General features: G+C 34.4%; 23 protein-coding genes and 1 pseudogene. 14 read left to right on the top strand and 10 right to left on the bottom strand.

Translation table 11 applies throughout. The annotated features are described in order from the left end of the window. Positions 1-118 precede the first annotated feature (118 nt). Both IPH11_13245 and IPH11_13240 read left to right on the top strand, forming a co-directional pair. Positions 119-1,024 carry a methyltransferase domain-containing protein gene (locus IPH11_13245; protein MBK6914556.1) on the top strand — a complete coding sequence of 302 codons (906 nt, stop codon included), beginning with the start codon at positions 119-121 and terminating at the stop codon, positions 1,022-1,024. Then, complete coding sequence (locus tag IPH11_13240; protein ID MBK6914555.1) at positions 1,021-2,094, top strand: DegT/DnrJ/EryC1/StrS family aminotransferase; 1,074 nt, start codon at positions 1,021-1,023, stop codon at positions 2,092-2,094. The genes IPH11_13245 and IPH11_13240 overlap by 4 nt, the downstream gene beginning before the upstream one ends. A gap of 56 nt (positions 2,095-2,150) precedes the next feature. Here the strand turns inward: IPH11_13240 and IPH11_13235 are convergent, their stop codons facing one another. Further along, positions 2,151-3,308, bottom strand: coding sequence for a T9SS type A sorting domain-containing protein (locus IPH11_13235; protein MBK6914554.1), 1,158 nt, complete (start codon positions 3,306-3,308; stop codon positions 2,151-2,153). Between the two features lie 514 nt (positions 3,309-3,822). Further along, positions 3,823-3,987: a hypothetical protein gene (locus IPH11_13230; GenBank protein ID MBK6914553.1), complete on the bottom strand. Its 165-nt coding sequence runs from the start codon at positions 3,985-3,987 to the stop codon at positions 3,823-3,825. 250 nt (positions 3,988-4,237) lie between these two features. Here IPH11_13230 and IPH11_13225 point away from each other — a divergent pair, with 250 nt between their 5' ends. The 4 genes from IPH11_13225 to IPH11_13210 all read left to right on the top strand — a co-directional run bounded on the left by IPH11_13225 (position 4,238) and on the right by IPH11_13210 (position 6,538). Continuing rightward, the gene (locus tag IPH11_13225; protein ID MBK6914552.1) at positions 4,238-4,651 is read left to right on the top strand and encodes a MaoC family dehydratase; all 414 of its coding nucleotides are present in this window, start codon (positions 4,238-4,240) and stop codon (positions 4,649-4,651) included. Between the two features lie 20 nt (positions 4,652-4,671). Further along, positions 4,672-5,289, top strand: coding sequence for an acyltransferase (locus IPH11_13220; GenBank protein MBK6914551.1), 618 nt, complete (start codon positions 4,672-4,674; stop codon positions 5,287-5,289). Positions 5,290-5,294: 5 nt separating this feature from the next. Further along, positions 5,295-5,912 carry a glycosyltransferase gene (locus tag IPH11_13215; protein MBK6914550.1) on the top strand — a complete coding sequence of 206 codons (618 nt, stop codon included), beginning with the start codon at positions 5,295-5,297 and terminating at the stop codon, positions 5,910-5,912. A gap of 80 nt (positions 5,913-5,992) precedes the next feature. Beyond that, positions 5,993-6,538 carry a glycosyltransferase gene (locus IPH11_13210; protein MBK6914549.1) on the top strand — a complete coding sequence of 182 codons (546 nt, stop codon included), beginning with the start codon at positions 5,993-5,995 and terminating at the stop codon, positions 6,536-6,538. On the opposite strand, the gene IPH11_13205 is transcribed toward IPH11_13210, so the two are convergent. From IPH11_13205 to IPH11_13180, 6 genes are all read right to left on the bottom strand, one after another. Next, positions 6,535-8,058: an oligosaccharide flippase family protein gene (locus tag IPH11_13205; protein ID MBK6914548.1), complete on the bottom strand. Its 1,524-nt coding sequence runs from the start codon at positions 8,056-8,058 to the stop codon at positions 6,535-6,537. The genes IPH11_13210 and IPH11_13205 overlap by 4 nt on opposite strands. A 10-nt stretch (positions 8,059-8,068) precedes the next feature. Then, complete coding sequence (locus IPH11_13200; protein MBK6914547.1) at positions 8,069-10,591, bottom strand: YfhO family protein; 2,523 nt, start codon at positions 10,589-10,591, stop codon at positions 8,069-8,071. A 73-nt stretch (positions 10,592-10,664) separates the two neighbouring features. Further along, a complete protein-coding gene (locus IPH11_13195; protein MBK6914546.1) occupies positions 10,665-11,474 on the bottom strand; it encodes a class I SAM-dependent methyltransferase in 810 nt (269 codons plus the stop codon). 45 nt (positions 11,475-11,519) lie between these two features. Beyond that, a complete protein-coding gene (locus IPH11_13190) occupies positions 11,520-12,638 on the bottom strand; it encodes a glycosyltransferase (protein ID MBK6914545.1) in 1,119 nt (372 codons plus the stop codon). Continuing rightward, entirely contained in the window at positions 12,635-13,729 is a 1,095-nt protein-coding gene (locus tag IPH11_13185) for a glycosyltransferase family 9 protein (protein ID MBK6914544.1), read from the bottom strand. Before IPH11_13185 ends, IPH11_13190 begins: the two co-directional genes overlap by 4 nt. Positions 13,730-13,791: 62 nt before the next feature. Beyond that, positions 13,792-14,721 (bottom strand): glycosyltransferase family 2 protein, encoded by a 930-nt coding sequence (locus tag IPH11_13180; protein MBK6914543.1) that lies wholly within the window; start codon positions 14,719-14,721, stop codon positions 13,792-13,794. Between the two features lie 438 nt (positions 14,722-15,159). Here IPH11_13180 and sufB point away from each other — a divergent pair, with 438 nt between their 5' ends. The 8 genes and pseudogenes from sufB to IPH11_13140 all read left to right on the top strand — a co-directional run bounded on the left by sufB (position 15,160) and on the right by IPH11_13140 (position 22,315). Beyond that, positions 15,160-16,608, top strand: coding sequence for a Fe-S cluster assembly protein SufB (gene sufB, locus IPH11_13175; GenBank protein ID MBK6914542.1), 1,449 nt, complete (start codon positions 15,160-15,162; stop codon positions 16,606-16,608). A gap of 169 nt (positions 16,609-16,777) precedes the next feature. Next, positions 16,778-17,542 carry a Fe-S cluster assembly ATPase SufC gene (gene sufC, locus IPH11_13170; GenBank protein MBK6914541.1) on the top strand — a complete coding sequence of 255 codons (765 nt, stop codon included), beginning with the start codon at positions 16,778-16,780 and terminating at the stop codon, positions 17,540-17,542. Positions 17,543-17,655: 113 nt separating this feature from the next. After that, a complete protein-coding gene (gene sufD, locus IPH11_13165; GenBank protein MBK6914540.1) occupies positions 17,656-18,972 on the top strand; it encodes a Fe-S cluster assembly protein SufD in 1,317 nt (438 codons plus the stop codon). A gap of 11 nt (positions 18,973-18,983) precedes the next feature. Further along, positions 18,984-20,242, top strand: a pseudogene (locus IPH11_13160) (cysteine desulfurase). Next, positions 20,242-20,700, top strand: a complete 459-nt coding sequence (locus IPH11_13155) for an SUF system NifU family Fe-S cluster assembly protein (protein MBK6914539.1) — start codon at positions 20,242-20,244, stop codon at positions 20,698-20,700. Before IPH11_13160 ends, IPH11_13155 begins: the two are co-directional and overlap by 1 nt. 96 nt (positions 20,701-20,796) lie before the next feature. Continuing rightward, a complete protein-coding gene (locus tag IPH11_13150) occupies positions 20,797-21,117 on the top strand; it encodes a DUF59 domain-containing protein (protein ID MBK6914538.1) in 321 nt (106 codons plus the stop codon). A 102-nt stretch (positions 21,118-21,219) separates the two neighbouring features. After that, the gene (locus IPH11_13145; GenBank protein MBK6914537.1) at positions 21,220-21,753 is read left to right on the top strand and encodes a BrxA/BrxB family bacilliredoxin; all 534 of its coding nucleotides are present in this window, start codon (positions 21,220-21,222) and stop codon (positions 21,751-21,753) included. Between the two features lie 82 nt (positions 21,754-21,835). Next, positions 21,836-22,315: an Rrf2 family transcriptional regulator gene (locus IPH11_13140; GenBank protein ID MBK6914536.1), complete on the top strand. Its 480-nt coding sequence runs from the start codon at positions 21,836-21,838 to the stop codon at positions 22,313-22,315. A 114-nt stretch (positions 22,316-22,429) separates the two neighbouring features. Here IPH11_13140 and IPH11_13135 read toward each other — a convergent pair whose 3' ends face one another. Beyond that, a complete protein-coding gene (locus tag IPH11_13135; GenBank protein ID MBK6914535.1) occupies positions 22,430-22,735 on the bottom strand; it encodes a hypothetical protein in 306 nt (101 codons plus the stop codon). A 76-nt stretch (positions 22,736-22,811) separates the two neighbouring features. Continuing rightward, positions 22,812-23,552: o-succinylbenzoate synthase (menC, locus tag IPH11_13130; protein ID MBK6914534.1), on the bottom strand; the 741-nt coding region annotated here is incomplete at its 5' end.

Below are 23,552 nucleotides of genomic sequence, written 5' to 3'. Positions count from 1 at the left end.
TTTGCATCAGTTGTTTAATTTTAAATAAAGTTTTGTTGAAAAAAATTCACCTCTTTTTCTATAATAAATATTATCTAAGAATTACTTCATTCGTGTGTTTAATAAGGATTAAACTAATTTGAACTTTTTAACTCAAATACTAAGCGTTCCAGTAAATTTATTTAAATCTCAATACTATTGGCTAAAAGCCGACCGTCAGAATTTACCAGGACTTGATTTTTTTCGCTTCGGTAGAACTATAGCTTTTCGTTTGCTTATAAAAGGATGCCCTTCTCCAAAATTATTTCTTAATCCGGTTTCGATTGTAAGATATTTTGAGTTTGATTTTGCGCTTAAGAATCTTATTAAACATTCAACCGATGAAAAAAATATTTTGGACATTTCTTCTCCTTATTTGTTTGGATTTTATTCAGCTGAACATTTCTCTGGCAATTATACTTATCTGAATCCCGATAAAAAGGATTTATCGCTGATTAAAAAATATTCCTCGAAATTAACTTTCAATATGAATTACAAAACTGATGAAGCAGATGCGACTAAACTATCCTATGAGAATAATTCTTTCACTTCTATAATTTCAATCAGTGTAATTGAGCATATAAATAATAATGGTGATCTTGAAGCAATCAAAGAGCTATGGCGGGTGTTGAAACCTGATGGAATTTTGATTCTTACTTTTCCAGCCGCAAAAACATTCTCCGAGCAATTTAGAGATGACGATGTTTATGGGTTGAATAATTCACAACAGAATAATAAATACTTCTTCCAAAGAATCTACGACGACGAGACTTTTAAGAGCAGATTACTAAATCAAATTGACAACTTTACTATTTTAGATAAAGAAATTTTTGGCGAGACTATCTCAACTTTTTACAGCGAATATGAAAAACGCTGGAAACAAAATAGTTTTTCTGAATCAGTGAAAGATCCATTTTATATTTCAAAATATTTTAAAAAATTTAGCAGCACTGATGAACTTCCCGGTATGGGTGTAATCGGTATTGCAATAAGGAAAATCAAATGACCTACAAATATCCTGTTTATCAGCCCGACCTTTCGGGTAATGAAAAAAAATATGTGAATGAATGTCTCGACTCTACCTGGATTTCTTCAAAAGGGAAATTCATTTCGGAGTTTGAAAATAAATTTGCTGAGTTTATCGGGGTTAAATATGCCGCTGCGGTTCCAAACGGAACTATTGCACTGCATCTTGCTTTGCTCATTCTTGGCATCGGTCCCGGCGATGAAGTGATCGTTCCTACTTTTACTTACATCGCCTCTGTAAACGCTATTACTTACTGTGGGGCTAAGCCTGTCTTTGCTGATTCTGAAAAATCTTTCTGGCAGATTGATCCTTCTGATGTTGAAAGAAAAATTACAAGCCGCACCAAAGCAATTATGCCGGTTCATTTATACGGTCATCCCTGTGATATGGACTCGCTAAATGCTATCGCAAAAAAACATAACCTGCTTATTGTGGAAGATTGCGCCGAAGCTTTCGGCAGCAGATACAAAAATATTCACGTTGGAAATTTTGGTGAGGTTTCTACTTTTAGTTTCTTTGGCAACAAAGCAATCACAACCGGGGAAGGGGGAATGGTTGTTACAAATGATAATAATCTTTACGAAAAATCAATTCATATAAAAGGACAGGGGTTAGCAGCCAATCGCGAATACTGGCACGATGTGGTTGGTTACAATTATAGAATGACAAACATCTGTGCAGCAATTGGATTAGCGCAGCTTGAAAGAGCAGAAGCTATTATCAAAAAGAAAAAGCAACTGGCACAATGGTACAATAAATATTTAAGCAGCCTACCTGTTGAGCCGCAAAGAGAAGCTCCGAATGTTTTTAATTCATATTGGATGTACACAATACTTGTTGAAAAAGCTGAGCAGCGTGACAAACTGAGAGAACACTTAAAACAAAACGGCATCGAAACACGACCTGCATTTTTTCCGGTGCACACAATGCCGATTTACTTTGACAAAAATACCCACCTCCCTGCAGCAGAAGATCTCTGCAGCCGCGGGATAAATCTGCCAAGCTATCCGGCATTGACAGAGGGGGATGTAAAAATTATTTCCGGATAAAATTAGAAAGTATTTTATCCCTATATCTCAATAAATACTCTTCTAAAATTACAAGTCTATTTCATTAATATCATTTTTTTAATTGAACTAAAATTTTTCCCGTCATTTCCAAGAACATTTAAATGATAAAAATATACACCGCTATTTAAAGTACTTGCGTTAAAAAATACGTTATGAGTTCCGGCAATAAATTCCCGGTTTACTAGTTCTGATATTAGCTCACCCAAAGTATTAAATATCCTCAAAACCACATGAGAATTGATGGGCAGATCAAATGTTATTGATGTGGATGGATTGAATGGATTTGGGTAATTCTGATAACTATTAAAATCAGTTGGAACATTATTTGAGCCTTCTTCAAGATCTGAGATGAATTGAATACTAAATACCTCGTCACTTACATCATAAATATTTTGATCAAGAAGATTTGAGATTCTAATTCGTGACTGAATTGATGATTGAGAAGCGTTTACCAACCAAGGAAAAATTCCAGTACTTCCAGTAGAGTCAACTATGGTAGTCCAGCTTGCACCATTGGTTAAACTTAGTTCAATTTTTACATTCTCAACGGATTCACTTGACCATGTAATATTCTGTAGAGTGCCTGTTGGCCAAACCTCTCCTCCATTCGGAGATGTAACAGTTATTGAAGAATTACTTGCTTGTGATCTAATAGCAAATATTCCATTACTCACGTCGAATGTATCTGGGTTTTGATGATTACTAATTTTAATCAAACAAGAATCTGAAAACGTATTGGGTATCGTCCAAGGAAAAATACCAGTACTGAGTGTCGAATCAACTATTGTGCTCCAACTTAGACCATTGTTTAAACTTAATTCAATTTTTACTTCGGATACATTTGTACTCATCCAAGTTATGTCATGTTGGGATGCTTCTATCCAAGTTTCTCCACCGTTAGGTGAAGTCACAGTTATCAGATCAATAGTATTCTTGCCTCGATGTAGGATTAATTGATTGTTACCACATACCCACCCTTGTTCTGCATCAATAAAAGAGACGGAGTAGAGGTCGGTTGTAGTACCGCTAACATCTGACTTCCAAGTATTTCCTTTGTCTGTACTATGTAAAATTACGCCATTCAATCCAACTGCCCAGGCTTCACCATATTCTTTAAAATCAACATCTCGAAGAAGAGAAGAGCTTCCGCTTACTTGCGAAGTCCAAGTACTTCCTCCGTCAGTCGATTTCAATATTCTTCCATTATCACCAACAGCTAATCCAATATTTTCATCAATAAATTCAATGTCAAATAACCAATCAAAACTGCTCGTGTAAACCCATTGCCAGGAACTACCTCCATTAGTTGTATTCAGAATTTTGTTTCCTATATTTCCAACTACCCAACCATTATTTGGATCAGTAAAATAAATATCATATAACCATTCAAAGGTTTCCAGCTGATATTGAAAATCCCAAGTTGCACCTCCATTTACAGTATAAAATATAATTCCATTAGTCCCAACTGCCCATCCCTTTTGATCATCAATGAAATAAATAGAAATAAATAAAAAATCGTTGATGTAGAATTGAACATCCCAAGAACTGCCACCATTAGTCGTCTTTAGAATGGAGCCATGCCTGTAAGGGTAGAATCCGCCTAATACTGTCCAACCGGTTTGTGAATCTATAAAAACATATCAGCATAAAAATCAGTAGTACTTCCTGCATCAAGAACAATCCAAGTAGATCCGCCATCTGTAGTTTTTAAGAAAGCCTCGTTAGCACCTGCAGCGTAACCATTGTTGTTGTCAAGAAATTGTGTAGTAAAAGTATTGAGGGATTCCCTGAATATTGTTCAACCCACTGTGCAGAAGTCAAACAAGAAGTAATAAATACAATTGCCCAGACTAAAAAATATGAATTTTTCATTTTTGTCTCCTTAATTATTGAGTTAAACTTAAACAATAAATAATTTATTGTCAACTATTCAACAAGTAATTATTTCGACTAAACACGACCACTCATTTCGTTATTTGATATTTATCAAAAGCATTAATCATTTTGAGATGCAAATTGGTGTTTTATTGAAAACCATTTTTAGATTATCGTAATAGTCTAACATTAATTATTAGAACCCTATAGTTATATTTCGCAAGCAAAAAATAATTTAGAGGTAATTATGGAAATAAAAGTGAACTCTTGCTATGAAGAAGAATTTTTTATTAGTGATAATTTAGTCCAGCAGTTTGCAAACCTAACTGGCGATATCAATCCACTTCATAGCGATAATGAGTTCGTTAAGAAAACTAAATTTGGGCAACGTATCGCTCATGGGGGAATTCTTTTTGGATTATTATCTCGGATTCTTGGAACAAAATTTCCAGGGGGCGGGACAGTGTATATTTATCAAAATTTAAATTTTTTGTTACCAGTATATCCAAATACAAAAGTTAAAGTAATGATAAAAGTTAAAGAAGTTTTACCAAAATTTGGTGTTGTTCTTCACCAACAAATCTGGAATTCAACCGGTGAATTGGTTTGTGAGGGAGAAGCTAAAATAAAATTACCTGAATGGTGTATGCTTAAAAATTAATTCAAATACAGGTGAAAAAAATGAAACATGAATTTGCTGAAATCGGAAAAGATGTAACTATTTATCCGTACGTAATTTTTGTAAATGAACAGAACATTCATTTAAAAAATAATATAATCCTAAGTGAGTTCGCTTGGATTCACGGTGGTATCAAAACATTTATCGGAAATTTTATACACATTTCGTCTTATTGTAGTATTGTAGGTGGAGGGGTCTGTATCCTTGAAGATTTTGCTGGGTTGAGTGCGGGAGTAAGGGTGATCACTGGTTCTGAACTTGTTAAGGGTGAAGGACTTACAAATCCGACTATCCCGAAGGAATTCAGAGCCGTCTCAAGATCATTCGTTCACCTTGAAAGACATGCATTTATTGCTTCCGATGTAGTTCTCCATCCTGGAATTACAATTGGAGAAGGTGCTGTTATTGGCTCTAATTCTATAGTCACAAAGGACGTTGAACCATGGACCATTAATGTTGGCAGCCCTCTTAAAGTAATTAAACAAAGGGAAAAGAAAAAAATCTTTGAACTTCAAGATCGACTTTACTCTAAGCTTGGTGTTGAACCTTTTGATACGAAAGAAATAGTAAAACTTAAATCTATACAGAATTATATTCCGGATATTAATTTCTTACTATAATTCTAATGAAAATTTGTTTCTATTTACATTATACTGAAAATACTTCTGGAGGAATTAATACTTATTCAAAATCTGTATTAAACCTTTTATTGGGTTCGCAAGATATCAAAAAAGTGTATTTAGTATTTTCGAAAGAGAGCGCAGAGTTAGTAAAATCTTTATTAAATTCGGTAAAACTTATTCCACTTCCAATTGAACGAAAAAGTAAACCGAATACTTTTCTTTTATTAATATCTCATTTAACATTTGACATATATAACATTCTTATAAATTATGGAATTAATCGAAGAAAAATTAAATTCTTAAAAAAAATTTCTTCTTGGATTAATCCCTATAGAAAAATTAGCTCATTAAGCATTGATTTAGTTCATATCCCTTTAAGGTTTTCTCCCATCTACGGGCTTGATATTCCGCTTATTACTACGATGCACGATCTGCAGGAATTAATCATGCCTGAAAATTTTTCTGCCGGAGAAAGACTTCACCGCGCACTTAACAGCAAAAAAGCAATTGATGAATCCGATCAGATTATTGTTTCATTCAATCACGTTAAAGAAGATGTGAAAAAATATTTTGGATTCACGGATGATCAGGTAAGTGTTTGCCCGCCTCCTTTCTCATGAGGAGTGGTTCGTCAATAAATCCGGCACTCCTTCTGAAGAACTGAAAATGAAATATAAATTAGAAGACAAATTCATTCTTTATCCCGCTGCTAAGATGGAAGCATAAAAATCATATTGCACTTTTTAACGCTTTAAAAATTCTCAAAGATAAAAATCAGATTGTACCACTAATCTGCACCGGCAACAGGAATGATTACTACGATGAATTAATTTCCATTTCGAAAAAACTTGGTATAGAAAATCAAGTAAAATTTTTGGGAATTATTTCTGAGGAAGACCTGGTTGGACTTTATAAATTAACTTCGTTGGTTGTGATACCAACTGCTTATGAAGCCGGCAGCGGTCCGCTTTACGAAGCTATGAGATACAGTGTACCTGTTATCTGTTCCAATGTTACATCGCTTCCCGAAGCAATCGGCAGCAATGAGTTTACTTTCAATCCGAGCGATCATCAGCGAATTGCCGCGCTGATTTTAAAAGGGTTGAATGATGAGGACTTTAAAAAAAGAAGTCTCGCAAACTCAAAATCACGTTTGGAATATTTTAAACAGCAGGATTACGCTGCAAATTTTTTAGAGGCGTACCGAAAAGCAATTCAACACAAAAAAGAAAGAAATAACAGCTAATCGTTTTCAATCTTCTTTGTAAGTTCAGATACTTCAGTCTTTAAATATCCAATCCACTTCAAAGGGTTTTTCCACTTCGTTACTGCACCTTGCAATGCACTTAATTCTTTATCTTCAAAAAATTTCCAGTAGAAAAGTATAAATGGGAAAAAAATAATTAATAAAAATTTTCCGAAATATTTTAGAATGTATGTGCTATCGTTAAAGCAAACACTGATTAAATAAAGTGCTGTACCAATAAAAAATACTTTAAACAATTTATAATTCTCGAACTTGATTTTATAATATTGATTTGAAGCTAAGTTTGAAAGCAGATCAAGAATAAAAAAAGCGATAAGCGTATTTACAGCCGCCCCCATAATTCCGTAGAATGGAATCAGCCAAAAGTTTAAGGCGATATTTAGTCCTGCGCAAAACAAAGTTATGTAAGCAACGTAGTGGTTATTGCCTGTCAAATACATCCCGAGCGAAGAAACAAGACTGACTCCATACAAAATATATGCAAGCACAATCCATGGAACTACAGAGTAAGCAGGATAGTAAGAATCACTTTGAGCAAACAGCATAATTATTTCTTTACTAAAAACACAAAGAGCTAACCCCGCCCAAACCATGACGAATGCAAAATAAGTTTTAATCTTGCTGTAATATCTTTTATCATTTTCTTTTTTGAATAACTTAAATGCAAGCGGAAATAATGTAAGATTAAACGGAAGAATTAAAAACATATTATGAACACCTGCAACTTTATATGCGAGTTCATAAAGACCAAGCTGTGCATCGTCAAGTAAATATTTTATAATGTAGCGGTCGCTGCCATTCAAAAGATTTATTGCCATCGAGCTAAAGATGAGTGGAAACCCGTAACGTAAAGATTCTTTGATAATTGTTTTATCAAACACAGGTTTTATTTCTTTAAACATCAACGGGAGTACGAAAACTGTGTTGCTTAGCTCGCCTGCAAGCTGGGCATAAAGCACTCCTTCAATACCGCTGCCTTTGTAAACAATAAAATAAATTGAGAGTACTATCATCACTAAAAGTTTTACAACTCCGGACAATGTATAAGTAATCGAGCGATCATCGGCACGCAGCTTGCTGAGAAAAAGATTGTTTAATGTAATTACTGCAACGATGTAAATACAAATGTTAAGATAGTGTTCATAAATTTTAGGATCTCCGAATAGCGAAGCAATATCGGTTAGAAATATTTGAGTGAGGATCAGAAATATTCCGATGACAATTAAGATGAAAAAAGTAATTGTAAAGAAAACCGATTTTCTTTTTCCTTCGTAACCAACGGTGTTGTTGAAACGAATAATTGAAAGCCCTTGCCCCAAAACAAGCGACTGCGAGAAAATAATTATCGTAATTAAAAGAAGACCAAGTCTGCCGTACTCTTCCAGCGTAAAATATTTTGTGTAGATAGGTAGGAGAATAATCCCGCTTGCTTTAAGCGCAACATTGCTGATGCTGTAAACAAAAGAATGTTTAGCGAGATGTTTTATTTTATCAAGCATAATTCCGAACTCAAGTTGTTCGGGATTTTTTTCTCCACTCGAAAAATAATCCCACTACAAGTCCAAGCACAACCAAACTGCTTAGCGATAAAGCCACGTATTTTGAAATGACAAACGATTGCGGCAGATAATTAAATTCTACTTTATGTTCGCCGGCAGGAACAATAATCCCTCTGAATCCATGATTGGCTTTGTAAATTTTCGTTTCCTTACCATCAATTGTAGCATTCCAGCCTTCGGGAAAATACGTATCTCCCAAAAACAAAAAATTATTCCCGCTTGCTTTAACATCCAATTTTAAGTTTTCATCTTTGTAAGAAGTAAGTTTAACAAAAGCCGTACTGTCGGGGATATCAACGCTTAACGGCTCTTCTAAATAGGTAACTTGCTTTGGATCGAATTGATTATTTTTTACAGCATTTAAAATTTCGATCGGTTTTTTTACTTCAACTGTGTTCACAAAATACGCTCGAGGCAAAGCATTTTCGTTTCGATAAATAAAATTTTTATTCTGATTGTAAACAGGAGTTAAGCCTTGCACAGGAATTTCCTGATCAGCAATAATGTATTTAACATTAAGCATTCGCCAGAAGGTTGGATTAGCCGGAGACTGAAGCACATCCATATAATCCTGATATGCACGCGGTTTGATTGCAGAATAACCGTAAATATCCTGAACAAGAAAATTCATATTGAAGTTTGAATTTTGACCAACAGAACCAAGCGAGCGATCTTGTTTTAAGTTTAGTATTCTGTATGTGGATTTATCCTTCAGAGCATCGAGTGCCTTTAGGTATTCTGGTTTTTCAAACTGCTTTTCTATCTCTGAATTATCGGTATAAGTTTCTGCACGCTGATCAATTCTGAATAAATCAAACATCATAAAAATAATCAGAGCAATAACAAACACATCAGCACTAACTTTATTTTTCAGGTAAGCATAAGCTAAACCAAAGGAGGCGGCAGAAATAAAAAACACAACCCTGAAATCTCCGGCAAACATATCAGCCATATAATCGTAAAGCGGTTTCAACTCCTGTCCTTTTTCGCCAGACTCGCTTGCTCTTCCGATAAACCATTGACGAATCGGCTCGGATAACAGCAGCCCTAATATGAATAAAGCAGAAAATATTATCGCACTGTATTGAATTAGCTTTTCAGAGCGAATATCATGTTCGGATTTCATCGTAATAATTTTTGAAATGCCAAGCGCTGCAAGGATGGGGAAACTCATTTGCACCAGGATTAAAATCATAGAAGGAACACGAAACTTATCAAAGAACGGGAAATAATTGAACATTAAATCAAACGCAAGAGAGAAAGTCCTTCCGAAAGAAATAAGCAATGCGATCGCTGAAAGTATTGTTAAAAACTGAACGAACGGATCCTTTCTGTTCGCATACATCGAAAACAGCGCAAAGAAAAAAATTAACACTCCCATATATTGAGCAACATCCACAAAAGGCATCTGCCCGAAGTATGTGCTTACCTCGTATGGCTGCCCTTGTGTAAGCGGACCAACGTATGTTGATTTTCCAAATCCATAGTAAGATGGAATAATAAATGTTAGAACTTCACCGGGCGAGAAAGACCAGTCGGTTGCGTATTTATAAAAATCAGATTTGTTTTTAGTGACTGAATTAGATTCGGTTTCTAAAACTCCTTTTGTTCCGCGTGTTGAGTAAGGTGCGTATTCGTAAATTTGAGTGAAGTTATCTGCCTGAATTAATAATGCAAAAATCATTGCGACAATAAAAGTACCGGCTGACTTTAATACTTGCGGCAATTCTTTTTTCTCTTTGTTTCTTAGTGCTCTTATTAAGTTGAAAAGAAAGAATATTCCAACTGCGAAAAGTGTATAAAAAATAATTTGAACATGCCAGCCGAGAATAAAAATATTCAGAGTAATTATTAAGATTAAAATATCAAGGAGTCGAATTCTGTTTTGAAAATTAAAAAGCATCAAAAATATAAGCGGGAACATGCATAGCGCAGTAAGTTTTGTAACATGTCCGATGTAAACGAATGCAATAATTCCGGTGCTGAAAGAAACAGCAATCGCACTGAATAAACTAATCAAAACATTTTTTGTACGGTAATAAACAAATGCAAACATTGTGTACGAAAGTACAAGCAGGTAGAATGTCCATTTAGCATAATCATTATTAAAAAATGAAGTAAATGCGCTTCTCAAAGTTCCAACAGTTACCCAAATAACATTAAACCATTTGTAACCCGTCGCCAGAGCATAAGCCGGCATCCCGCCGAAAACGTAAGGATTCCATAAAGTGTATCCCTCCCTTTCATGTTCAACATAACCGTTCAGGCTTTTGCTCGTAAGAATATCTGCCGAGTTAAAAGTTTTGCCGCCAAAATATAATGGCGAATAAAACAACAGGAAGATTACAAGAATAATTAGAGCGAATACAGGGATCTGAAATTTTAAAGGAATAAATTTATCAAGTGAAAACGTGTTTAGAAATCCCGCATTTTCTTTGGAAGAAGGCTTTACTACTTTTTTAACTTTAGACATTGAAACTCCACAGCAAAATTTTAGTGATTAAAAATAGTTTATGATTTTCTGATAAAAGATAAGCTAAAATAATTTACTTTTTAAGAATGATATTTATACCGGCACCTTTACCGATATTAGTTTGATAATCTAAAAACATCATTAAAAATGTAAATGGAAAAGTTAGCAAAAAGTAAATTGGCAGAATCATTAAAAATAATTTCGAAATATTTACCATCGTGATTGGATACTTGATACCAAGCCGCCATGCTTTGTCACCCCAAAAACCGTAAGTAAATCTGAAGCGATCAACCGAAAATCCAAGGGGTTCTAATTTGCTTCGTAAATCTTCTTCTGAATAGCCATCGCGTGCATGTTCGCTGATAAAGCTTTCTTCGCTGTCTTCGTGAACATCGCTTCCTCCATAAATTGAGGGAGTGTTTATTAAAAGATAACCGCCAGGCTTTAAAGCTTTATAAAAATTTTTGAATACGGTTATGTCGTCTTCGATATGTTCCATAACATCTACACTTACAATTAGATCAAATTTATTTTCATGTGAAATTTTAGTCAGGTCTTCAACTGCAAATTGGACATTGTTTAATTTTTTTTGATTGAAAAATCTACGGCAATCTTTTATCCAATCTTCTTTTACATCTATTGCAAGAATTTTATTTGGCTGTAATTTTTTAGAAATGAAATATGAATACTGCCCATAGCCTGTGCCTGCGTCGTAAATTGAAATTTCTTTTTCTCCAAATATTTTTCTAAGTCTTTTTAATTCTCTTCTTACATACCAGGAACGAAGAAACATTACATCTAAAATATGATAGAATAATATTCTAAGTACCGGAAATTTTTTAATTAGAGAAGCAAAAATATTTTTAACTGGATCGTAATACATTTTATGAGTTCAAGTTCAGGTTCAAGTTCACGTTTATGTTCAAGGTTATGAATTTATTAAGTCTAAAAGTCCATTAGTGAAATTTTGCCACGAATATTTATCCGCAGCGAACGACATGTTCTTTGAAAATTTACTTTCATTATTCTCCGAATAAAATTTATTTATCGCATTTGCTAACGCTTGGGGATTTTCTTTTTCAACAATAAAACCGGTTTCATTATTTATTATTACTTCACCAAGTCCACCAACATTTGTAGCAATGACAGGCTTCCGAAAGTTGACAGCAATTTGAACAATCCCGCTTTGAGTGGCTGATTTGTAAGGCAGAATCACTGCATCGCAGGCAGAAAAATAATACTTAACTTCTTTGGTTGGAATAAAATCAGTTTTAAGAATGACTGAATCATTCAAATTGTTATCATGAATTATTTTAAGATATTTATCTTTGTTTGAATAAAACTCGCCGGCGACTAAAAGTTTAACATTTATGTTTTTCAATTTACTCAATGCAAGCAGCAAAGTGTCTAATCCTTTATAATCGCGAATGAAACCAAAAAATAAAATCAGTTTTTCAGAATCAATTTTTAAGAACGATTTGGCAGCTTGTTTTTCAACAGGATCGCCGAAATTTGAGTAAACAGGATGGGGTAATAAATTGTATTTCGCTTTTGGATAAAGCGATAATAAATCTTTCCTCACATTTTCAGAAAGCACAATAAAGTAATGAACATTATTAAAAAAATATTTCGTAAGAAGATTATCAAACGGTTTTTTTTCGTGAGGAATAATGTTATCACAGATAACCATAATTTTAGTTTTATTATTCTTCTTTACAATCTTCGATATTGTCCCAAAACAAGGTGCGAAAAACGGCATCCAGTATTTAAATATTAAAACATCATAAAATTCTTCGCTTAACTTTTTACCAATCTTAATCCAGTTCAATGGATTGATCGAATCAATTGCTAATACGGTTGGAATTGCTTCACTGGTTTCTTCATTTTCAAGTTGAGATTTACCCGGGAATAAAATTGCAGGGTATTGTCTTTTGAAAGTATAGACTTTAACAGTATGATTTTTTTTGAGCTGATGGTAAAGAAGCCCAATGAAGTGAGCAATTCCTCCGCGCAAGGGATATGCAGTGGAAAGAATTGCAATTTTCATTTTATAATTTGCCTGTCAAGTGCTTCGATAACACTCGATAGTTTAAGATGTTCCATGCACTTATATTCTTCGTTGGTGCAAGTAGGTTTGTAAAAACATTTACACTCCTTTTCAGGCTCAATAATTTCACCAAGACCAAATAATTCAAATTCATATTTATTAAAAATATTATTGAATAGAATAATTTTTTTATTCAAACCGAGCGTGATGTGCATCGCCATAGTTACACCTGTTACAACGAGATCACATTGATTAACAAGATTGATAAATTTTTCAAGTTTAAAAAAGCCCAAATATTTACCACCTGATTTTTCGGCAAACATTTTATTCTTTTTATCTTCTTGTTCACCGCCTAAAAAGATTACTTCATAATTTTTTGTCAAAAGATATTTAGCAAAATTTATCCAATTGTCATCAGCCCATAGACGGGAAATCCACCTGCCGCCGCAGCCAGTATTTAATCCAATTATTTTTTTTGACTTATCTAAATTCCAATCGTTAGAAAATTCATCGAAAGGCGAGAGGATATATTTTTCGCCGCTGTATTTCCAATCAAGAATTTCAAACATTTCTTCCATATAATTTTTCTTATTCTGTTTAGAAATGTCATCAAAAATACCGGTGAAATATTTGTGATTTGCAGAATCATCGGCGGGAAATGGTATGCCATTATTAAGTATAAACCCTTTTTTAATACTTGCAGAAATTGTTCTTGCAAGTGCACAGGCTTCTTTATCTTTGTCAAGATTAATTAACAAATCAAATCGTTCTGCTTTTAAGAATTCTATATTTGCGGTATTAAAATTCAATACAACATCCACATAAGATGGAACGACTGAAGGTGAAAGCGTTAGCCAGAATATCTTTGCCTCTGGATATTTCTTTTTTAAAGGATGTAGTATCGGGGTTGTTCGAATAACATCGCCGATTGCACCAAGTTTTATAATTAAAATTTTTTCTTTGAAAGGGCTGTAATTTGGACAATCATTTCCAGCCTCATCAGTACAATGAACACCAAATTGTTTGTGAGGTTTGCAAGGGAGATCTCCTTTGAAATAGCGGCAACTATATTTGATTTGATTAAAAAGCATTTTTATGCTAATTAGACAAGATTGAAAAAATTATTTGAAGTGTGAATAGCTTGAAACACGAACTAACTTTTGTCTTTGATGATATATTCTTTCTCATTTTCAAGATTGTGTACTATCAATTCACCAAGAAGCCCAACAGAAAAAAATTGAACACCAACGATAATTAAAAGTATTCCAAGAAATAACATTGGACGATTACTCAACGGCTGATTATCAAACCATAAATAAGTCAGATAACCATTAACAACCAACCCCGCGAGAAATGATAAAGCGCCTAAAAAGCCAAACAGATGCATTGGTCGTTTGATGTACCTTGTTGTAAAAACTACGGTAATTAAATCGATAAATCCCTTAAAGAATCTTGAGATACCAAACTTGGTTTTGCCATAACGGCGTGGATGGTGTTTGACTGGAATTTCAGCGATCGAATACCCCTGCCAATGCGCCAGCACCGGCATATAACGATGAAGTTCACCATGAACATTTAAGCTTTCAGTTACAGATTTTCGATATGCTTTTAAGCCGCAATTAAAATCATGAATTTTTATCCCGCTAAAAATTTTTGTTACAAAGTTGAAAAATTTAGAGGAAACTTTTTTAATGAATGGATCCTGCCTGATTTTTTTCCAACCGGAAACAAGGTCGAAACCTTCATCAAGTTTTTTAAGCAACGCCGGAATTTCATTTGGGTCATCCTGAAGATCAGAATCCATTGTAATTACAACCTCACCAGCAGCTTGTTTAAATCCCATCTGAAGGGCAGCAGACTTACCATAATTTTTTCTAAAACTAATAAATTTTATTCTTTTATCTGTCCGGCTCAATTCTTTAATAGTGGATAATGATTTGTCGGTACTTCCGTCATCAACCAAAATTATTTCATACCAAACATCCATTGTTTTAAAGACTTTTCTAATCTCATTAATAAGAGGAAAAATCGAGTCTTCTTCGTTAAGGACCGGAACAACAATTGAAATTTTTTTAAATGATATTCTTGTTGAGGATTGGTTTGGATTATCTACGTTTTTACCGGGAAATCTTCTTCTGCGGTTATAATAACTTTTTTTATAATTAGATTTATTTCCAGATTCAGATTTATTCTCTCTATTTTCCGAAGAGTTTTGTATACCTTGCGGCTGATTTGTACCTTCGTTTCTTTGATCTTCCAATTAAATATCCATTTATATGATTGATTTTGAATTTAAAATTAACGGATAAATGCCTTAAAAACAATTTGCTGGATTATTCGTGTTAATTGGTGAAATTCGTGGCAACTTTTTTCTTCACTCTCTCTAACTATAAATAAAATTATTTTCCTTTACTTAAAACATTTTCCTGCGTCACATTGTGGTAAATTCAATCTTGACTTTTTAGTATAGATTGAATATGTTTACATCGAAACAAATAAATGTTTTGCCAATGGAGAATGAATGAGTACGACAGAAACACAGAAAATTGAAGAATTAGCAAATAAAGAGTATAAATTTGGTTTTGTTACCGATATCGAAGCCGACACAATTCCTAAAGGTTTGAATGAAGAAGTAATCCGCCAGCTTTCTGCGAAGAAGCAGGAACCCGAATGGATGACCGAATGGAGATTAAAAGCTTACCGTTACTGGTTAACGATGGAAGAACCAAAATGGCCGAATGTAAAATATCCACCTGTGGATTATCAGGAGATTTCCTACTACTCTGCACCAAAGAAAAAGGCAGCTTTAAAAAGTTTGGATCAAGTAGATCCCGAACTTCTTGATACTTACAAGAAACTAGGTATTTCTTTAGATGAACAAAAGATGTTAGCAGGAGTTGCGGTTGATGCTGTGTTTGATTCTGTTTCGGTTGCTACAACTTTTAAGAGCAAGCTAAATGAAATGGGAATTATTTTCTGTTCATTTTCAGAAGCCGTTCGCGAGCATCCTGAATTGGTAAAAAAATATTTGGGAAGCGTAGTTCCTTACACAGATAATTATTACGCAACATTAAACTCCGCAGTCTTTAGCGATGGCTCATTCATTTACATTCCTAAAGGCGTTCGTTGCCCAATGGAGCTTTCAACATACTTTAGAATTAACGCAGCTAACACAGGACAGTTTGAAAGAACATTAATAATTGCTGATGATAATGCTTATGTTAGCTATCTTGAAGGCTGTACCGCACCTATGAGAGATGAAAACCAATTGCATGCTGCTGTTGTTGAATTGGTTGCACTTGAGAATTCGCAAATAAAATATTCCACAGTCCAGAATTGGTATCCTGGCAATAAAGACGGCAAAGGCGGAATTTATAATTTCGTTACAAAACGCGGCGCTTGCCGTGGTGTAAATTCTAAAATTAGTTGGACACAGGTTGAAACCGGTTCTGCAATAACCTGGAAGTATCCAAGTTGTATTTTGCAAGGGGACAATTCTATTGGAGAATTTTATTCTGTTGCAGTTACAAATAATATGCAGCAGGCTGATACAGGAACAAAGATGATACATCTTGGAAAGAACACTCGCAGTACAATCGTATCAAAAGGTATTTCTGCAGGAAGAAGCAACAACAGTTATCGCGGCTTAGTTAAGATTGGAAAAAAAGCCGAAGGTGCTCGAAACTTTTCACAATGCGATTCTCTTTTACTTGGAGATAAATGCGGCGCACATACTTTTCCGTATTTAGAAATTAATAATCCAACTGCACAAGTTGAACACGAAGCAACAACATCGAAAATTGGTGAGGATCAAATTTTCTATCTTAACCAAAGAGGAATTTCTACAGAAGATGCTGTTAGCTTGATTGTAAATGGATATTGTAAAGAAGTGTTTAAAGAACTTCCAATGGAGTTTGCTGTAGAAGCACAAAAGCTTTTAAGTATCTCACTCGAAGGAAGTGTTGGATAAAACCGATGTCATCCTGAGCTTGTCGAAGGATGACCGTCACACTTCGACAAGCTCAGTGTGACAATAGTAGTCATTCCCGCGAAGGCGGGAATCCAAAAAAATATTAAATAGATTCCCACTTTCGTGGGAATGACAAGGTAAGAAATTGAAAAGTAATTAAGGAAACAAAATGTTATTAGAAATAAAAAATCTTCACGCAAACGTTGAAGGAAATGAAATTCTTAAAGGAATAAATTTAAAAATAAATGCCGGAGAAGTTCACGCAATTATGGGACCGAATGGTTCAGGTAAATCAACACTTGCATCTGTTCTTGCCGGAAAGGAAGAGTATGAAGTTACATCAGGTGAGGTTTTATACAATGGGAAAAATCTATTAGAACTTTCTCCAGAAGATAGAGCGAGAGAAGGAGTATTTCTTGCGTTCCAATATCCTGTTGAAATTCCCGGTGTGAGCAATACAAATCTTTTAAAGACTGCTGTTAATGAAGTAAGAAAATATCGTGGCGAAGAACAACTTGACGCAATGGAGTTTCTTGCTCTGCTAAAAGAAAAAAGCAGACTGGTAGAACTTGATTCAAAATTTTTAAGTCGTGCTGTTAACGAAGGATTTTCCGGCGGAGAAAAGAAGCGTAATGAAATTTTTCAGATGGCTGTGTTAAATCCAAAGCTTGCTATACTTGATGAAACTGATTCAGGACTTGATATTGATGCCTTGCGTATCGTTGCTAATGGTGTTAACAAATTAAAAGCGAAAGACAACGCTACAATATTAGTTACACATTATCAGAGATTATTGGATTACATTATTCCGGATTTTGTACACGTTCTATACAAGGGCAAGATTGTTAAATCAGGCGGCAAAGAATTAGCATTTGAACTTGAAGAAAAAGGTTACGATTGGATTAAGAGTGATAAGGCTGAGACTTTAGTATAGCTCGAATTGCAATTGTCACACTGAGCGCAGTCGAAGTGTGACCAGTAAATTAAATGTCAGCCTTCGACTTCGCTCAGTCTGACGATTAAATTTGAATAACAGTTATTAGTTAAATGGAAAATAAAACAGACATAAAACAATACTTCATCAACCAGTTTGATGAATTTGAAAAATCATTAAACGGAGAGAAAACTTCTGACTTTCACAAAGTTAGAAAAGATGCAATCAGTAAATTTGCAGAGCTTACCTTTCCAACTCAAAAAGATGAGGAATGGAAAAACACAAATATTTCATCTTTGCTGAAGTACAACTTCTCCCCTGTTTCTAATAAAGAAAAAGTTTCATCAGAAATTATAAGTAAGTTTTTGTTTGATAAACTGGAACATAGTCTTTTAGTTTTTGTAAATGGAAATTATTCGCCCGAATTATCAAAACTGATTGATGTTCCCAATGGAGTTGTAATTGGAAGTCTTGCAGAGTCATTGAAGAATAATAATCCTGTTGTAAAAAAACATTTGAGCAAGTATGCGGAAAATGAAAATTATTTTTTCACAACTTTAAGTACTGCTTTTACTAAAGATGGTGCTTTTGTTTATGTGCCTGATGGAAAAGTTGTCAAAGATCCGATTCATATTGTCTTTTATACAAAATCAGATAATAAAAAAGTTTTAACTCAGCCGAGAAATCTTTTTGTCGCTGGTAAGAATTCTCAGGTTACAATTATTGAGCATTACATTTCTGATGAAGACAGTATCTACTTTACAAACGCAGTTACAGAAATTGTTGCAGATGAAAATGCAAATGTTGATCATATAAAATTACAGGAAGAAAGTAACAAAGCGTTTCACATAGCACGAATGGAAGTTGATCAGGAGCGAAGCAGTAATTTTTCATCACACTTAATATCGCACGGGGCTGAAATTTCCCGCAACGATTTTAATGCAAGATTTAATGACCAAGGCAGCGAGTGTATGCTTAATGGATTATTTATGATTGGTGATGATCAGCTTTTTGATGCGCACACAATGATTGATCACGCTAAGCCGCATTGCAACAGCCACGAACATTATAAAGGAATTTTGCAGGATAAATCACGCGGAGTGTTTAATGGAAAAGTAATGGTTCGCCGCGATGCACAAAAGACAAATGCTTTTCAGGAGAATAATACAATTCTTCTTTCTGATGATGCAGTAATGAACACAAAACCTCAGCTTGAAATTTTTGCTGATGATGTTAAGTGTTCGCACGGGGCAACCATTGGTAAATTAAATGATGAAGCAAAATTTTATTTAAAGTCCCGTGGTATTGGTGATGAATCTGCAACTGCAATTTTAATTCATGCTTTTGCAAGTGATGTAATTACATCAATAAAAATTCCTGCTTTAAGAGATTATCTTGAAGAAATAATATCGAAAAGATTTAATGGATAGAAAGTTTTAAAATGCATACTAAAAATGCAGCGGTTGTAGAAAGTTATTCCAAGTTTTATGATGTTCAGAAAATCAGAAATGATTTTCCTATACTTAAAATTATGGTTCACGATAAACCGCTTGTTTATCTTGATAATGCTGCGACTACACAAAAACCGCAGTATGTTATTGATAAAACAAACAATTACTACGAAAAGTACAACGCAAACATTCACCGCGGTGTTCACGCATTAAGTCAGGAAGCAACTGAAGCATTTGAGACTTCACGTATTATCATAAAGAATTTTATAAATGCTTTGGGTAAGAATGAAATAATTTTTACTCGGGGTACAACAGAATCAATAAATCTTGTTGCATCATCATACGGAAGAAAAAATATTAAAGAAGGTGATGAAATAATCATCTCAACAATGGAACATCATTCCAATATTGTCCCCTGGCAGATGCTTTGTGCAGAAAAAATGCAAAGCTTCGCATCATTCCTATCAATGACGAAGGTGAAATAATTTTTGATGAATTTGAGAACTTGATAAATGAAAAAACAAAGTTTATTTCTGTTGTTTATGCTTCAAACTCATTGGGCACTGTTAATCCGGTTAAAAAGATTATTGATCTCGCACATCGATATAACATTCCTGTTTTAATAGATGCTGCACAAGCTGTTAATCATTTAAAGATAGACGTTCAGCAGCTTGATTGTGATTTTCTTGCATTCAGCGGGCACAAACTTTATGGACCAACAGGAATTGGGATTCTTTACGGAAAGGTTAATTATCTCGAAGCTATGCCTCCATATCAGGGCGGCGGCGATATGATTTCGAAGGTTACTTTTGAAGAAACAACTTACAACGAACTTCCGCATAAGTTCGAAGCCGGAACACCTGATATTGCAGGCGCAATCGGTTTGGGCGCTGCGATTGAATACATTAATAAAATTGGGCTAGAAAATATTGCGTATCATGAAAATGTCCTACTCGAGTATGCTACAAAAGCGGTTTCTGATTTAAATGGTTTAAGAATCATAGGAACAGCAAAAGAAAAAATTGGTGTGCTGTCATTCCATTTTGAAAATGTTCATCCGCACGATGTTGGAACATTTCTGGATTTTGAAGGAGTTGCAATTCGCACTGGTCATCACTGCACACAACCGCTGATGAGACGATTCGGTGTTCCAGCAACTTCTCGTGCATCGTTTGGAATGTACAACACAATCGAGGAAGTTGATGTTTTAGTTAACGGACTAAAAAAAATATTAGAGGTATTTGGATAATGGAAGAGGAATTAAGAGAACTTTATCAGCAAGTGATTTTAGATCATAATAAATCGCCAAGAAATTTTAGATTGATTGAACATCCCACAAATCATGCTGAAGGATATAATCCACTTTGCGGCGATAATATTAATGTTTTTCTTAATATTAATGACAAAGGAATAATTGAAGATATTTCTTTTCAAGGATCGGGATGCGCAATTTCAAAAGCATCAGCTTCGTTGATGACATCATTGCTGAAGGGTAAGTCAGTTGAAGATGCAGAAAAGATTTTTAATAAGTTTCACGAATTAGTTACTGATAAGCTTGGTGATAATCCAGATATAGATGAACTTGGCAAACTTGCTGTGTTTGGCGGAGTCAGAGAATTTCCTGCACGAGTAAAATGTGCATCGCTTGCATGGCACACTATGATAAATGCTTTGCATAATAAAAATGAAAAAGTGATTACGGAATAATCTATTGTCATCCTGAGCGAAGACGAAGGATGACCTATGTTAATTTAAATGTCACACTTCGACTTCGCTCAGTGTGACATTAGAGTTTACATTATTATGGCACAAATAACAAAACAAGAACTTGAAGAAAAAATAATTCAGACATTAAAAACCTGTTACGATCCTGAAATTCCTGTGGACATTTTCGAGCTTGGATTGATTTATGAAATTGCAATCGATGATGATTACAATGTTAAAATAAAAATGACATTAACATCACCAATGTGCCCTGTTGCAGGATCGCTTCCCCCGGAAGTTGAGGGAAAAGTAAAAGCAATTCCTGAAGTGAAAGATGCAAAGATTGAATTAGTCTGGAATCCACCATGGGATAAAGATATGATGTCTGATGTTGCTAAAGTTGAACTTGGATTTTACTAAACGCAATGGCACACTGATTTCACTGATGCGACTGATCTGCGCTGATCAGTAAAATCTGCGTCATCTGCGTGCTATTAAATAAAAATAAAAAGGAGCAAAAAAATGTTCAATATTCTTTCGCGTCCGCCAATGTATGATCAGGACGCAGTGCAACCGATGCGGGATGAATTAATCGCAGTTGGTTTCAACGAATTGCTTACACCCGAGCAGGTTGATGAAGCAATAAATTTAAAAGATGATAAAACTGTTTTGGTTATGATTAACTCAGTTTGCGGATGCGCTGCAGGTAGTGCACGACCTGGAGTTTCTCTCGCTTTACAGAATGATATCATTCCAGATAAACTTTATACAGGATTTGCAGGGCAAGAACGTGATGCAGTTGAACGCATAAGACAGCATGTAAAAGGATTTCCACCTTCATCTCCAAGCGTTGCATTATTTAAGAATGGCGAGTTAATTTATTTTATGAGAAGAATGGACATTGAAGGTTACTCAGCAGAGCAAATTGCAAAAACGCTTGTAGATGTATTTAATGAAAAATGTTCTGCTAAAGGTCCGTCAATAACTCCAGAACAATTTGAACAAGTACAATATGCAAAACAATGTGGATCAAAAATTCCTTTGTTTCAAGGATAAATAGTCGTCATCCCGAACTTGTTTCGGGATCTCTAATACAAACTAAAGATGCTGAAATAAATTCAGCATGACAGAATGAATAATGAAATTTAGCACACAAGAAGAATATGGTTTAAGATTATTACTTAGAATCGGGAAAAGTGATTCCGATAAAGGAATGACTATTCCCGAACTGAGTGAACAGGAAAAACTTTCTGAAGCAAATGTTGGAAAGATTTTGCGTGCGTTACGTCTTGCCGGATTTATTGAAAGCTCTCGCGGACAAACGGGTGGATACAAACTTGCGCGCTCTGCTAATGAAATTCTTGTTGGTGATGTATTAGCTGCTCTTGGCGGAAAACTTTATGAATCAGGTTTTTGTGATTTGCACGCTGGAGTTAATAACATTTGTACGAACTCAATCGATTGTTCAATCCGCTCACTCTGGAAAACAGTACAAACAATGCTTGATGGTTTGTTAAGTAAAATTACTTTGCAGGATTTGCTTGGTAATGAACAGCAGGTTGAATTGTTTGTTACAAACCTAAGCGAAGAGTTAGATAATGAGAATCAAATAAAATAAGAAAAACTCAATATTATTCTTTGACTTCTAGAACCTCTGCATCCCAAACAAAATTTCCCTTTACCGACACATTTACACCTATATAAAAATCTCTTAATTCTTCTATCTCATATCTTACAATATCGTTAGAAAAACTTTTTCATTTTTCTCAATTGTTCTCCTAAATACCTCTCTATCTAATCCATCTTTGACCTTAATTGTCAATCTAAATTTGATATATCTAATATCTTTTTGTGATAAATTTTGAAAGGTAATCCAAAATCTTTTAAATGTCTGAATATTATCATTATTAAATTCCCAATTAGCCTCGGTAATATATAGACTTGAAGTAGGAAATTCATTAGGAATTTTTTCACGATCTGAACAAGAGTTTATTAGGCTAAAGAAAAATAATATAATAACTAAACCAAAGATTCTCATTTTATTACCTTTGAGATATAACTAATAACCACTTTTTAATTATATGGAATTTTTCAATTATCTAACAATAAGTAATTTAATAAACTTTTTTCTTAACCGTAACCTTCTCCAACATTTTCATATTCACTTCAACACTAATTCCAGTTTTGGTTGGGACATCCATTGTTCCGTCTTTATTAACAAGAAATTCCGGTTCCACAATATCTTCTTTGTAATAACGTTTGCTCGCAGAAATATCTCCGGGTAAAGTAAAATTTTGCAGTGAAGCAAGCGCTACATTTCCGGCACGTCCAATTCCGCTTTCTAACATTCCACCGCACCAAACAGGAATATTTTTAGATGCACAGTAATCATGTATAAGTTTTGATTCTGTAAATCCGCCAACACGACCGGGTTTTATATTTATAACTCTGCAGCTATCTAATTCAATTGCAGCACGAGTATCATCAAGCGAGTGAATACTTTCATCAAGACAAATCGGGGTTTTAAGTTCTTTCTGAAGTTTTGAATGATCATAAATATCTTCGTATCCAAGCGGCTGTTCAATCAATAACAAATTTAAATCATCCATCTGCTTAAACAAATCTATATGTTTTAATTCATAAGCTGAGTTTGCATCAACCTGAAATAGAATTTGCGGGAATTCTTTTCTTACGGCTTTAACAAATTGAATATCATTTCCGGGAGCAATTTTAATCTTTATTCTTTTATAACCTTCAGCGAGATAACCTTCAATTTTTTTTATCAGATCAGGAACGGAAGATTGAATACCAATACTTACACCAACATCAATTTTATCTCTTGTTCCGCCCATCAT

Source organism: Ignavibacteriales bacterium (assembly GCA_016709155.1).
Classification (GTDB): domain Bacteria; phylum Bacteroidota; class Ignavibacteria; order Ignavibacteriales; family Ignavibacteriaceae; genus JADJEI01.
Note: the sequence above shows the minus strand (reverse complement) of the source record. Positions and strands in the feature narration are given on the sequence as shown.